General features: G+C 34.8%; 15 protein-coding genes. 4 read left to right on the top strand and 11 right to left on the bottom strand.

Going from position 1 to position 12,876, the window contains the following annotated elements; all coding sequences use genetic code 11:
- Positions 1 to 143: 143 nt before the first annotated feature.
- A complete protein-coding gene (locus ACIQ7N_RS19705; RefSeq protein WP_132358595.1) occupies positions 144 to 755 on the bottom strand; it encodes an undecaprenyl-diphosphatase in 612 nt (203 codons plus the stop codon).
- Positions 756 to 1,033: 278 nt separating this feature from the next.
- Here ACIQ7N_RS19705 and ACIQ7N_RS19700 point away from each other — a divergent pair, with 278 nt between their 5' ends.
- Positions 1,034 to 1,432, top strand: coding sequence for a glucosamine 6-phosphate synthetase (locus ACIQ7N_RS19700; RefSeq protein ID WP_402935332.1), 399 nt, complete (start codon positions 1,034 to 1,036; stop codon positions 1,430 to 1,432).
- 130 nt (positions 1,433 to 1,562) lie between these two features.
- Here the strand turns inward: ACIQ7N_RS19700 and ACIQ7N_RS19695 are convergent, their stop codons facing one another.
- From ACIQ7N_RS19695 to ACIQ7N_RS19675, 5 genes are all read right to left on the bottom strand, one after another.
- Positions 1,563 to 2,339, bottom strand: a complete 777-nt coding sequence (locus ACIQ7N_RS19695; RefSeq protein WP_402935329.1) for a class I SAM-dependent methyltransferase — start codon at positions 2,337 to 2,339, stop codon at positions 1,563 to 1,565.
- Positions 2,340 to 2,571: 232 nt separating this feature from the next.
- Entirely contained in the window at positions 2,572 to 3,195 is a 624-nt protein-coding gene (locus ACIQ7N_RS19690) for a DJ-1/PfpI family protein (protein ID WP_274067415.1), read from the bottom strand.
- A gap of 415 nt (positions 3,196 to 3,610) precedes the next feature.
- The gene (locus ACIQ7N_RS19685) at positions 3,611 to 3,826 is read right to left on the bottom strand and encodes a hypothetical protein (RefSeq protein WP_132358601.1); all 216 of its coding nucleotides are present in this window, start codon (positions 3,824 to 3,826) and stop codon (positions 3,611 to 3,613) included.
- A 172-nt stretch (positions 3,827 to 3,998) separates the two neighbouring features.
- Positions 3,999 to 4,529 (bottom strand): GNAT family N-acetyltransferase, encoded by a 531-nt coding sequence (locus ACIQ7N_RS19680; RefSeq protein ID WP_402935325.1) that lies wholly within the window; start codon positions 4,527 to 4,529, stop codon positions 3,999 to 4,001.
- Between the two features lie 107 nt (positions 4,530 to 4,636).
- The gene (locus tag ACIQ7N_RS19675; protein ID WP_402935323.1) at positions 4,637 to 5,503 is read right to left on the bottom strand and encodes a GNAT family N-acetyltransferase; all 867 of its coding nucleotides are present in this window, start codon (positions 5,501 to 5,503) and stop codon (positions 4,637 to 4,639) included.
- Between the two features lie 460 nt (positions 5,504 to 5,963).
- Here ACIQ7N_RS19675 and ACIQ7N_RS19670 point away from each other — a divergent pair, with 460 nt between their 5' ends.
- Entirely contained in the window at positions 5,964 to 7,136 is a 1,173-nt protein-coding gene (locus ACIQ7N_RS19670) for a multidrug effflux MFS transporter (RefSeq protein WP_402935320.1), read from the top strand.
- A gap of 78 nt (positions 7,137 to 7,214) precedes the next feature.
- On the opposite strand, the gene ACIQ7N_RS19665 is transcribed toward ACIQ7N_RS19670, so the two are convergent.
- The 3 genes from ACIQ7N_RS19665 to ACIQ7N_RS19655 form a co-directional block, all read right to left on the bottom strand.
- A complete protein-coding gene (locus tag ACIQ7N_RS19665; protein WP_402935317.1) occupies positions 7,215 to 7,721 on the bottom strand; it encodes a hypothetical protein in 507 nt (168 codons plus the stop codon).
- 345 nt (positions 7,722 to 8,066) lie between these two features.
- Positions 8,067 to 8,510 carry a GNAT family N-acetyltransferase gene (locus tag ACIQ7N_RS19660; RefSeq protein ID WP_274067410.1) on the bottom strand — a complete coding sequence of 148 codons (444 nt, stop codon included), beginning with the start codon at positions 8,508 to 8,510 and terminating at the stop codon, positions 8,067 to 8,069.
- A gap of 24 nt (positions 8,511 to 8,534) precedes the next feature.
- Entirely contained in the window at positions 8,535 to 8,852 is a 318-nt protein-coding gene (locus tag ACIQ7N_RS19655) for a MazG nucleotide pyrophosphohydrolase domain-containing protein (RefSeq protein WP_402935341.1), read from the bottom strand.
- Between the two features lie 142 nt (positions 8,853 to 8,994).
- Here ACIQ7N_RS19655 and ACIQ7N_RS19650 point away from each other — a divergent pair, with 142 nt between their 5' ends.
- Positions 8,995 to 9,570, top strand: a complete 576-nt coding sequence (locus ACIQ7N_RS19650) for an LOG family protein (protein ID WP_402935314.1) — start codon at positions 8,995 to 8,997, stop codon at positions 9,568 to 9,570.
- 326 nt (positions 9,571 to 9,896) lie between these two features.
- Here ACIQ7N_RS19650 and ACIQ7N_RS19645 read toward each other — a convergent pair whose 3' ends face one another.
- Both ACIQ7N_RS19645 and ACIQ7N_RS19640 read right to left on the bottom strand, forming a co-directional pair.
- Positions 9,897 to 10,547, bottom strand: a complete 651-nt coding sequence (locus ACIQ7N_RS19645) for a DUF4085 family protein (RefSeq protein ID WP_402935311.1) — start codon at positions 10,545 to 10,547, stop codon at positions 9,897 to 9,899.
- A 154-nt stretch (positions 10,548 to 10,701) separates the two neighbouring features.
- Complete coding sequence (locus ACIQ7N_RS19640; protein WP_248718844.1) at positions 10,702 to 10,890, bottom strand: transmembrane Fragile-X-F protein; 189 nt, start codon at positions 10,888 to 10,890, stop codon at positions 10,702 to 10,704.
- Between the two features lie 546 nt (positions 10,891 to 11,436).
- Here ACIQ7N_RS19640 and ACIQ7N_RS19635 point away from each other — a divergent pair.
- On the top strand, positions 11,437 to 12,588 hold the full coding sequence (locus ACIQ7N_RS19635; protein ID WP_402935308.1) for a hypothetical protein: 1,152 nt from the start codon (positions 11,437 to 11,439) through the stop codon (positions 12,586 to 12,588).
- The last annotated feature ends 288 nt before the right edge of the window (positions 12,589 to 12,876 follow it).

The raw sequence follows: 12,876 nt of genomic DNA, 5'->3' as shown, positions 1-12,876 counted from the left end.
GAATGTTTGTGTGGTAACTACATTTTACACGAGGTCGTTATGGGCTTCCTTTATATTGACTTCTGGGTGTTGCACTTAATATTACAATCCGTCTTAACAAAATAAAGAGCCGCATTAATATGCGACTCTTCATCTATACTTTATTAATTCCCCTGACTTAGATCTTTATGACCGAACTTTGCTAAAAAAGGGATATGTTTAGTTAGTTTGTTATAGATTTTAAATAGAACTTGTACAACCGGCTCCAATACTTTGGAGAACTTGATAATGACTAAACTTGCCCCAAATGACAGAAGGGCTCCACCAATCACGTCAGCTGGATAATGTACGCCGACGAAGATACGTGAAATACCTACTAAGATGGCCCATACTAATACAGGATACTTCCACGAGTCTTTTCGTAAAAGTAACGTCCACGCTAGAGCGAATACTAATACTGAATGATCACTTACAAACGAAGAATCATCAGCATGTGGTACTAACTGATGAACATCATATGTAATGAATGGTCGTGGATGATAGTTGAATAGGTGAATGAGTGCGTTTAGACCCAATCCAAGTAAACATGTAAAGACAATGTAAAAAGCTGTATATTGTTTTTCTGTCCTTTTTTCTTTGTTTGCTGTAAACCATAAAAATAACATGAATACGATAACGATATAAGGAACGCTATCAGTGATGAAAATCATCCCCTTATCCAGCAAAGAATAGCGACCAGCTAGATCATTGATCCATTGAAATATTCCATAATTCATTTTTAAATCTCCTTGCTTTTCATTTCTCAGTAAATTAACGTTTTTCAAATATGCGCTACTTCCATTTGAATAACCCTTTCATACATGACGTCATCATAAGCCTCATAGTTTCTTTTATTTACAAAAAAATCCCCATTCATCAACAAACCGCAAAAAAATCAATTTCTTTCCCAAATTCGTTTTTTACAATATTGAATCGCAAACTAGAAAATATTATAGTAAGCTAGCAAAAAACAGCATAAAGATGATAAAATATTTTAATAAAGGGGGCTTTAAATATGGGGAAATTAAGCAAAAGGAATATACTGTGGATTGTGCCGATCGGAATTTTAGGGGTGTTCTGGTATTTTTACGGTCCACAAAAGGACATTACAGATAATGAATATATTACATATGTAAAAAACTATTCATTCGAAAATAGTAGTAAAACAATAGAATCGGGTTTTGCTACCGTTTGTCAAAATCCATACTGGGTGTATTTTGAAACCCAAAAAGGACAGGATGTTGTTGAATTTAAAGGAGACTGTCCAGTCAATAATAAAGCCTCGAAAGTGAATGTTCAATTTTTAGTTGATCGTGATATGACAAATGTGAGGTATGGTGCAATGTTAGTCGATAATACAATGCAAGAGGAAGCGGATCGAGATCAATACCTTCTAGCAATAGTAGGGAAATAAATAGTTAAAAGCTCTCGGTTGACAGCGACCGAGAGCTTCTTTTGATCGAATCGACGGATAGCAGAGCCATACTGACGGATTGAACTACTCAACCAGTGGATAACTACTAACAACAGACTTAAAAAGTAAATTATTTTACAGCTTTCCAAATGGTCCATCTGTCCTTTTCAACTATAAAACTCTCAGTTGAAATCGACTTATCCATATAATTCACTAATTCATTTAATTCTTCATCGTCAAACTCGTGCAAAATACTTCTGCCTGTTCTTTCCCGTAAATCTTTTAACAATTGCTCTTTTTGTTCATACACATTTCTTGTTTCCCATAGCTGTACTTCTTGCACCTCGCTAAACCCAATTGCCTTAAGTGTTTTAATTACTAGCTCACTTCTATGTCTGCGTTTTATTTCTTGCTCTCTTAATTTTGGAAAACGCTCAAAGAAATAGCCCCTAATATGGTGGTCATCACCTTTTAATAAACAATCTTCAGGTGTCCGGTCTTGGATAATGTAAATCCCTTTATCCTCCAAAATTCTATATGCCTCTTGAAAACAAGCTTTTAAATCTTGGATATGATGAATTAAAGCTCTTTCTAGTACTAACTGGAAACTGTCATTGTCTAAGCCTGTAGCCAATGCATTTCCTTGCTTGAAAGTAATATTATCATAGTCTTTACAATTTTCTTTTGCCCCAACGAGCATAGCTTGTGAAAAATCCACACCTATTACAGAAGGTACATTCATATCTGCTAATGCTTTAGCATAAATGCCTCCGCCACAGCCAATATCTGCAGCCTTCGAAGTATGCATGATCGGGACAAGTTCTTTTATTGCTTCGATCCACGAGTGGTCAGCCTGTCGAGTTGTATAAGTAGTTTGATTGTCTTTGTTGTGAAAATCAATGCTCATCTTTATCACTCTTTTCTTGATGGATTTTCTTACTAACATTATTTTACAATCAGTCGAAACATAAGTAAAATCAATGTTAATTATCAATTTCCATAAATTAATCTTATTACCGGAGTTTCCATTTTGATTTTTAAAAGTACTTAAATTTTTTTAGTAGTAGATTGTAGTGCAACAATTGGGATACAGTTCGAAGGTATAAAGAGAGCCTTTTTGTTTAGATGACACAGTTATATTAAAGTGCAAATTCAATAGTTTTAGCTGTTCGCTTCGCTACAGATTTCCCCATAATTCGCTCAACAAGATATAAAGCCATATTAATTCCTGATGAAACCCCTCCAGAAGTTATGAGGTTACTATCATGAATAACTTTGCTTTCTGATACTACTTGAATCTCAGGGTATTTTTCTTGTAAATTTTTTAATGCTAAATGATGAGTAGTTGCTTTTTTGCCGTTTAATAATCCAGTACTGCCCAAAATATACGCACCCGTGCAAACTGAGCATATGTATTCACTATTTTTATGTTTGATAATCCACTCTTTAATTTTTTGGTTTTTAATCATAGATTGAACAGCTCTTAAAGGTCCTCCTGGTATAATTAGAATATCTAGTTCAGGGCTAATGTCAAAACTAAAGTCAGGTTCTACTTTTATTCCTGAATGCGTTTTTATTTGCTCCCCTGTTTCTGAAATGGTAAATATTTCAAATGGTTTCGTAGGTAATAATTCTTTTTTATAAAGAGTTAAGGTTTCCTCGACTTTATTCTTAGTTGTTAGTGCTAATACTTCTGCTGGTCCTGTAAAATCTAAAACATCTACATAATCATAAAGTAAAATTCCGACTCTTTTTGATTTCATTTAATACACCCCTTCGTAAAAATCCATCATAATCAGTACTTTAATTGTAACATAATAATCCAATTCACCTTATTTGTTATACCAATTTTGTTATTTAAAGTAAAAATGTTATTAGATTTGTTACGTATCGTGTTGTAGCCAATACATAATAACTCCCAATATAGCGTTTGAGTTATACGCTAACTTTCCTTCAGTGAAGTCCTTTGAAACTCTGCAGCAATTTCATTATGCTGAATTGCTGTTATAAGTATTTTAGTATTACTTCTAATAGTGGTAAAACGTAGTTCCTATAAGGAAGACGCTGTTTCACCAGAAGGATTTTGATCTAATATGAAGGAGGGAGAAGTTTAAGAATCGTTTGAAACAACAAAAAAACTCACGCATTTATTTATTGCATGAGTTTTTTTACTTTTATCTATTCAATATCTACAGACTGGATAATGTTTAGCTCAAGGATTCGAATTTCCTTATTTAGCTTAGCAATGGCTGCTTCTATTTGTTCAAAGCGTTCTAAATAATTTTTACTGGCATTGTGCGTAGGTAGCGTTTCTTTTAACGCTGCCTGCCCCGCATATAAAATTTCAAGTAAATCCAGCTTTTCAAAATAAGCTGTGCTATATTGTATTCCCATTTCACAAAGCCCCTTACTGTTACTTTTTCACCACTAATAAAAATCCTAGCCTTTACTAGCACTATAACCGAAAAAAGCAAATGCAAAACTATATCTTAGTTATCATTTATTAACCAATAAAAGGTATATAACAATACCTTACCTATATTTCCATGGTTAATAGAAAACATACTTATCTATTTTTTAATATAGAATAGACAAATGTATCGTGCGCCTGACCATTTTGATACATATAATCTCGAAGAATTCCTTCCTTTTGAAAGCCCACTTTAGTTAGCAGCTTATTCGAGGCTTCATTTTCTATAAATACAACAGCACCTATACGGGTAAGACCCATATGCTCAAAGCCATACGACACAATTTCGGTAACCGCTTCTTGTGTATATCCTTTTCTCCAATAATCAGGATGAATTTCATAACCGATCTCTGCCCGTCTATGGCTAGGAGACCAAGCGTTATAACCAATTGTGCCGATTATACCTTTTGTTTTCTTTCTTTCAATCCCCCACCTTATCCCTCTTTTTTCAGCAAAGTTCTTTGAAAATAATTTCACTAAACTTTGTGCTTGCTGTAAATCAATAAATGGCTCTTGTCCATAATAGCGAGTGACTTCTTTATGAGAAAAGCAATTAAATACACCTTCCGCATCATCCTGCGTTAATTCTCTTAAAATAAGTCTTGCTGTCTCTAAATTAGGAAACATTCATTCTCCCCCTTTATTATCATCTATTCTCCACACTTCTAGTAAAATCCTTTAAAAACAAAAAAAGCACACCCAATAGAAAGTGCGCTCACTTTGTTAAAGAGATGTTAGCCAAAAATTTGTGCAGCTATAGCAAATAGCGTATTATTTCTAGTCGGCATTTCCTCTGCATGAAGAATCATAACTGGAGGTCTATTTACCTCTGTAAAACCATTTTGCTCTAACCACTTTATCATTTCAGCATGTCCAGATGGTACATCCATTCTTAATTTTCCATGATGGTCTTTCGCTAAAGTATTCATTATGAGACTAGCTGTTATAGAATCAGGTGCTATGATTGTGCCTAACATTAGATTTATCGGACCTTGAATGGACAACCCAAAGCCAATAATATTTGTTTGATGATCTCTCACAACGATACAATGCTTACCTTGTTTTATCCTATTCCGTAAAAAATTACTTCTTTTATCTCCAAAGGCGGCTGCATCTAAGCGGACAATTTCAGCAAAATCACTCTCATTATAATCCTCAATCGTATACTCATTAGAAGCTAAGTTATGTGCACCGCTATATTTGTCAGCCAGATATTTATGCACATAATCTACAGTTGTAAAGCCTAGTTTCTTATATAATGGTTCTCCGTCTTTCGTTGCGACGAGCATAATAGCTGTATGTGGTGAAACACTTTCAATACATTTTTGAGTAACTAATTTCCCTAGGCCTAGTCCTCTGTAATTTGCATGTACAATGACCATCCCTATAGAAGCTAAATTTGTATCATATGTCATAATGGCAGCACTTGAAACAATTTTCCCTTCAGCATTTTTGTGCCCAAATATTTTACCTGACATCATCACCGTTTTAATTTCGGATTCATCATAATCCCACCCGACAGAGTCAGAAAGATCCATTAATCCAGGAATATCATTTGTATCGAATAATACTAACTGTAACTGTTTATGAGATGTAGTCATTTAATCCCCCTACAAGAACGTTTGTTTCTATTTTACGCAGATTTTATAATGTGCACAAGTAATTTTTCGAAAGTTTAGATTTATCATTAAAATTTGGTGATGACCATTTGCATTTTTATTACGTTCATTCGGAGTGAAGACTGGAGCGTAAAAAACACCTATTGACCCAATCGGCTCATCCTATGCCCCCATGAAAGCGCTCTACCGGAATGGAAATGAAACCAACGCTTTCGGTAATTAAACCAAACTATTGAAGTTATTCATAATTTTTCTATTTATGCCTTTTAAAAATAGCAAAAATCTTTATAATTGTAACTAGAACTATGCACTCCTACTTTAAGCATATTAGGTGATTGAAAATGACATCTTATGAACGAATACTTATTATGGTCCCGCCGTTTCCCTAGCTACGTCTACTCTTTTCTAAAGAAGTAGATTTTGCTTGTAGGAGGGCAATAAGTTGAAAAAACATGTAGCACCATCTTTACTATTAATGATTGTTCTTGTAGCTTTTCCACAGATTAGCGAGACAATCTATTCACCATCTCTACCTGATCTTTCAGACGCTTTGAATGCTTCAAATCGCTCTGTACAGTTAACCTTAAGTATTTATTTTATAGGGTTTGCTTTTGGGGTTTTTTATTGGGGATGGATTTCTGATTTTATTGGACGAAGACCGGCCATGCTAGGCGGTTTAATTTTTTATAGTATTGGCAGTTTCATGTGTTTTTATGCAGAAACTATTACTTTTCTATTAGTTAGTAGATTTATACAAGCCTTTGGGGCTGCGACAGGCTCGATAATAACGCAAACCATCTTGCGTGAAAGCGTATCTGGCAGTAAGAGACATGCTATGTTTGCGCAAATTTCTGCGGTGATTGCCTTTACCCCTGCAGTAGGGCCGCTGATTGGTGGCTGGGTCGATCAAGCATTTGGTTTTAGAGCCGTTTTTTTTGTGCTCGTTGCAATGAGTATTTTGTTGTTTATTTACACTTATTTTAGACTTCCAGAAACAACAGATACATCAATGAGAAAAACAATTGCTATTTTCCCAGTTGTAAAACGTATTATTTCATCTCCACGGGTACTTGCCTTTGGATTGCTAATTGGTGGGATAAATGGCGTGCTATTCAGTTACTATGCGGAAGCTCCCTTTATCTTTATTGATTATTTCAATTTATCACCAGGACTTTATGGATTTCTTGGTATAATTGTGGCGCTTGCCTCTATTATTGGTGCCATGATTTCCAAAAGACTCGTCAGCAGCTATCAGCCGGAGAAAGTAATTCATCTCGGTTGCTCTGTGATGACTGTCGGCGCTTTATTGCTACTAATCGTTAGTTCTGTCCCATTGCCTAAAATTGTCTTACTAGTGGGCATTTTAGTAACCATTTTTATTACCTTATTAGGATCAGGAATTGCTCTACCTAATTGCTTAAGCCTTGCACTTGTCAACTTTCAGGACGTTATCGGGACAGCTGGCGCAATTTTCAGCTTAGGCTATTACTTACTTGTAAGCTTAATAACATCAGGTATGAGCTTCCTGCATAATGGTTCGTTGACGATTATGCCACTCTATTTTTTTATCGTATCGATAATACTGTTATTATTCGGAAGAAAGTTTATTGTTTAAAATATTGTAGCGGGAATATATAAACAATAGCACTTCATTTATCGGCCACCCTATTTTTCTATAAGGGTGGCTGCCTCTTTATTGAAAATAATAATTGACGACTTCTTCAGCAGAATGAAAAATAATATTATTTTGGGTTTTATAAATAAACTTTGGTGAAGTACAAGCTTTTTCGAGACTTTTTGCGTACTTTAATGTATCTGTCATTTGCTCAATCATTTCAGAATAGCCATCAAGATTATTGGAGATTTTCGGCATCATTATATCGGAAACATCTAAAACAATGGAAACTTGATCCTCCGCAAAATTATTTAAATTGATGAAAAAGCACTCCTCCAAATCTTTCGAATGCTTGTCAACATTAATAACTGCTTCACTATATTTTGCGATTAGTCCCGTAGATGTTACTGTAATGGTAAATCCTTGTTCCGTTAGTTTTTTATTAATGGCATCTAACAAAGTATTGACTTCCGCATCCATTTTAGGCGTTACAGTTGTCTGGATTAAATGATCACAATTTTGATGAATGGTATCAATTTCTGCCTGATTATCAACGAGTAATTTAAAGTTTGATATCGAGTACATACTAATTCTCCCCTTTATTATAAGTTTGACATTAGTGCGTTTTTTTAGACATTTTTTAGCCATATATTTTAGGCTGTTTTCGAAAAGATTGTTGCTGTTAAAACATAAAAACAGAGTTAATCTACAAGATGTGTAAAATTAACTCTGTTTTTATGTTTGCTATTTCTTAAAGCTAATATTTAAAGCCCCTAAATAAAGAATGTTATTTATTGTTTCGTTTTATCATTAGTTTACGACCCTTGTCTAATGGGTGATTCCCCCGCATATCCACTCGTTGTCTATTCTGATGCGATTACGGGAACTAAAAGGATATAACAAAAGGCTGTCACAACAGCCTTGCTAAACTTAAAGTAGATGTTTAACCATTGTATAATAGCTACTTCCGGGCGGATAATCTTTTATTTCCCCAACAACTTGATAACCTCTCGCTTCATAAAACGTACGTGCTTGAAAGTCATATGTAGTTAATAATGCCTTCGTAGCACCCATTTGCTTGGCTGTTTCTTCAGCTTTGGCCAGTAGCTGTCCACCAATACCTTTTCCACGGTATTCTTTACTAAACCAAAATTTATTGATTTCAACCCAACCCCAATAAACCTCAGCTGTGATGCCGCCTATCCATTGCTGTTGATGATCAGTCACGATAAGGTTTAACGAACGAATAGAACCCTTTTGTCTACTTTCTTTATGATACGGTGAATGTTCATCGTTATACTCTTTTAATTTTGTATTTAAAAACGTAGTAAAGTCATCGTGATTTTCTAATAAAATCTCAATTTGATAATCCATATAAATCCCCCTTCTATATGTATTCTATGCTTTATAACGCTCCATTAGCTTTTCCTGATGCGCTGAAAAAATATCTTCCAGTGAAATATCATATTTATTTGCTATAACAATAATATTCCCTATAACATCTCCAAGCTCCTCTACTAATTCTTGCTTATTTTCTTCGTATGATTGAATTTTTTCATCTGGTCTATCTCTACCAATCTCTAACGCTCGTATAGCTCTCGCCACTTCTCCAGTTTCTTCAGCTAGAAAACCAATACGCGTAAAAATGCTTAAATCAGACCAACCACGAGTATCATAGTAATCCTTTAGCCATTTTTGAAACTCATTTAATTCCATTTCTATTTCCTCCATTTCTTTCCTCTCGAATTTAAATTATACTATAAAAGTGAAACGTGAATCAGGGGACTTTTTCATCCCCCGCTTAAAGTTCATTGCCCGTTATTGCGGAAATATACTTATCAGATATGGAGGAACAATGATGGATAGTATTGCAGTATTTTGCGGATCAAGCATCGGTGCATCAGAAGCATATAAAGAAGGAGCTATTCTTCTAGGAAAAGTATTAGCAAAACGTAATATTACCTTAATTTATGGCGGTGCGAGTGTAGGTGTGATGGGAACAGTTGCAGACACGGTACTTCGTGAAGGCGGCAAGGTGATCGGGGTTATTCCGACATTGTTAGAGGAAAGAGAAATTTCTCATAAGCATTTAACAGAGCTAATTGTCGTCAATTCTATGCATGAACGCAAAAGCAAAATGATGGAACTTGCTGATGGCTTTATCGCTTTACCCGGAGGCCCTGGTACGTTAGAAGAATTTTTTGAAGTATTCACTTGGAATCAAATCGGCCTTCTGCAAAAGCCTTGTGGACTTTTAAATATCAATCATTATTATGATTTACTCATTGGGTTATTTGACCATATGCAAAACGAACAATTTTTACAAGCCCAATATCGAAATGCCCTACTTGTAGATGAAGACGTTGAGGGACTATTAGATAAATGTGCAGCTTATGCTCCCCCTGCAGTTAAAACGTATCAAACGAATAAATAGGATATTGGATTGAATTTAATAAACATTCTTCTCTTACAAAAAACAGCTGAAATCTATGAAATCAGCTGTTTTTCATTTGTCTACGAGATTTAAATAAAATATGATCTTTCTGCACAATGAGCCGTTTATCTCCATATCGACTGAGTACTTCCCTGGAGCGTCCTATAAGCCACTTTGGTTGCGTCGCTTCGCTTTCGCACAGATTTCTCCAGGGTATCATCTGTGACGCTAATCCCAAGGAGTCACTCAGCCTCCACTTCAATCACCAACCCCATAGCATGTATCTATTGGTAACAAATGCTTCCGTTGCTTATGTATATCACAGTCTATAGTGTCTCAATCTTTAATTCCCTAGCCTGTATCATTAATTCACAAAGTGGACAGTCAAATAATACGTGTAATTCAAACCCTGTTTTAGTTTTATAAATTTCATCATATAGCCACCAAGAACCTTCTAATTGTTCTGGAATCGAACATTTCTCTATATCACTAAAAGTTAGTTTTACAATTGTGTCGTACCAACCTACACTTGTTCCAGCTATAATAAGTGTAATTGAAGTTTCAGTGGAGGAGAAAGATAATACTTCTCCATCATGTAATGATTTTGTATGTATTTCAAGAACTTGAGATGGTAGCTGCTGTTTTATTTCTTCAAATTGTTGTAAATACTGTTTACATATATCTCGACTACGACTTTGATAATTTTCATTCCACTCTTCAGCCATTTTTCTTAATTTTTGAGATGGATATTCTGTTTTTAGAGAACCCTTTAAAATATATGGATGAAATGGCGCCGGAAGAAACGTTAATAAATCATTTTTTCGCCATTCCAACTCTGCTTGTAACATTTCAATATAGCTTGTCCCATCTTCGTTTTTCCAATTTAAACTATCTTCCCAATCTTCTTTAGAGTCAGGAAAAGTTAAAAAGCCATAGACTTGCATTTCGCGATACCAATTTTTAGTAAAATATTTCAATTGAAAATCCCCTTCTCTTACTGATCTTATCTTGTTTTTTCTTCTTGATGAAGAAAATGAAAAAACTAAACTATCACGCTCTAACAATGTTCCATCTAAATCAAAAATACGGCTTGAATCATTCATATGCGTCCGTTTTATTTAAAACTCCATTCTACAACTCTTTTCGTTTTTTCACTGCCACTACCGCTATCATGACCATTACTAACTTCATCACCAAAATTAATGCATAAATGCTAAAGGATATGATCGCTGGCAAAAGCACTAACCACCAAGACCATGCGATAACATCCGTGAGCTTTAATACTATAAAGACAATTGTTAATACTTCAGCAATTCCCATATTCATACCACCCATACACCTGATTTTCATCATTCCGAATTTAGCGAAGTCTCAAACTTTATTGTTATACAACTATTTAAGCACTTTACCTACAATATTTGAACTTTTTGAATCATCACCAAAACGTGTGGTTGATTTCTGTTCCGACTGGGTGCTTTGTTGCTGCCGCTTCGCTTTCGCACAGAAAAAACATTTGTTGCTGCCGCTTCGCTTTCGCACAGAAAAAACATTTGTTGCTGCCGCTTCGCTTTCGCACAGAAAACATCCGCTGCGCTGCAGGGTCTCGGGCCAACACGATGTTGGTCACGAAGGCGTTATCACAGGATGTGATGCTTTTAGCCTTCGTTCCTCTATTGCTGATACCCAAGGAGTCGGCCAGTCGGAACGAAGGTCAACTATTTACATAGTAGACGTTTTAACAAAAGTCAGCCACAACTTTTGGTAATGAACCAACTTTTTAACAAAAAAGAAGAACCTTTTCATTTGGTAATTCGTCTAAATATTGGAAACTTCGAGTTCCAGAGTAAATAAAAGGGAGAAATGATTATGAAAAGACCAATTAAAAAAACTTGGATGATTGCATCAGCACTAACAATAGGAATGGCTGTTCTGACGCCACTTCAAGCAGGAGCTACTGCAGTGGAACCAACAAATGGTGTTACTGTTCAAATCGAGCAACAAGTTACAGGAACGATTCAAGGAATCAGTGATGACGGGCTTTTTCTAAAAGGTAGGGATGGTAAAAATTACTATATAAACTTCTATAGATTTTCTGAAGAACAACTAGAAAAAATGAAGCTAGTAGAAGGACAGGAAATCACAGTTGAAGGCAGCGTAGTAGAGGGTTTTTCAGACTTCTATACATTCGAAGTTTATAAAAAAGAATTGCCTAAAGAGGTAACAAATGAAGATTTAACAAAATTAGAAAAAATGTTTAACGAAGCGAAGAAGCTAGAAAAAGAAGCTGACAAAGCATATAAAAATAATGTTGAAGATGCAGAAAAGAAATATCAAGAAATTCATAATATTTATGTAGATATGGGTAAAATTATTAAGCCATATTATTTAGCTACTTGGCATCCTGAACCATTTGAAAAATATCTAGAAAATATCGGCTTTAGTGAAAAAAATATAGTAATAGAAGAAAATGATAATAAACAGCTTAAAGCTATTTATGAAGAATGGATAAAGCTTGAAAAAGATAATCAAGAGGAAAAGGCTAACGAAAAAATGAAAGAGTTTCACAAAATCCTTCAACCGTATTTTGATAAACTTTATCCAACTCCAACATTTGAAGTGTTTATCGAAAGATTTGAGTTAGATATCCCTGCTGAAGATTTAGCAAAACTAAAAAATATTTATGATAATGCTCAAAAAGCAGAAAAAGATGACAATGCTGATGATTCTGTTAAATTATGGGAAGAATTCTATTACATCATTGATCAATTCATAAAGCCTCAAACATTTGAAGAATACATGGCTGACTATGATTTCAAAGTTAGCGAAGCGGATAGCAAGCAATTAAAACAGCTCTATGAAGAAATCTTAAAGCTAAATCTAAAAGAAGACAAAGTAAAAATTGAAGAGAAATGGGCAGCATTTCACGATATTTTAGAACCATATTTCCAAGCAAATAAAGAAATTTTAATTTCACCTTCTAAACTAACAGTTAACGGTCAAGACTATCATCCACAATAGGTAAAGGATGGGGTGTCTCACCAATCAAAGAAGATGATTGGTCGGATTCCCCTTTTTAGACTTAATTCATCTATTTTACCTCTATAGCAGAAATACTTTTGTATCATCTTCCAGAAATATTATATCGTTAAGTCCCCTTCTGTTTCAGTACAGCGAAAACCTATCATCTACCTTTATTAGCTCGGTCTCATCGCGACCCAACCATTTCCCTACTTCTATCGCATCATTAGGTGACTTCTCAAAATTTATTTAAATTTATGGTGAAACAGAAAACGGAACAATTCTTTT

It is taken from the genome of Lysinibacillus sp. NPDC095746 (assembly GCF_044763535.1).
Taxonomy (GTDB): domain Bacteria; phylum Bacillota; class Bacilli; order Bacillales_A; family Planococcaceae; genus Lysinibacillus.
Note: the sequence above shows the minus strand (reverse complement) of the source record. Positions and strands in the feature narration are given on the sequence as shown.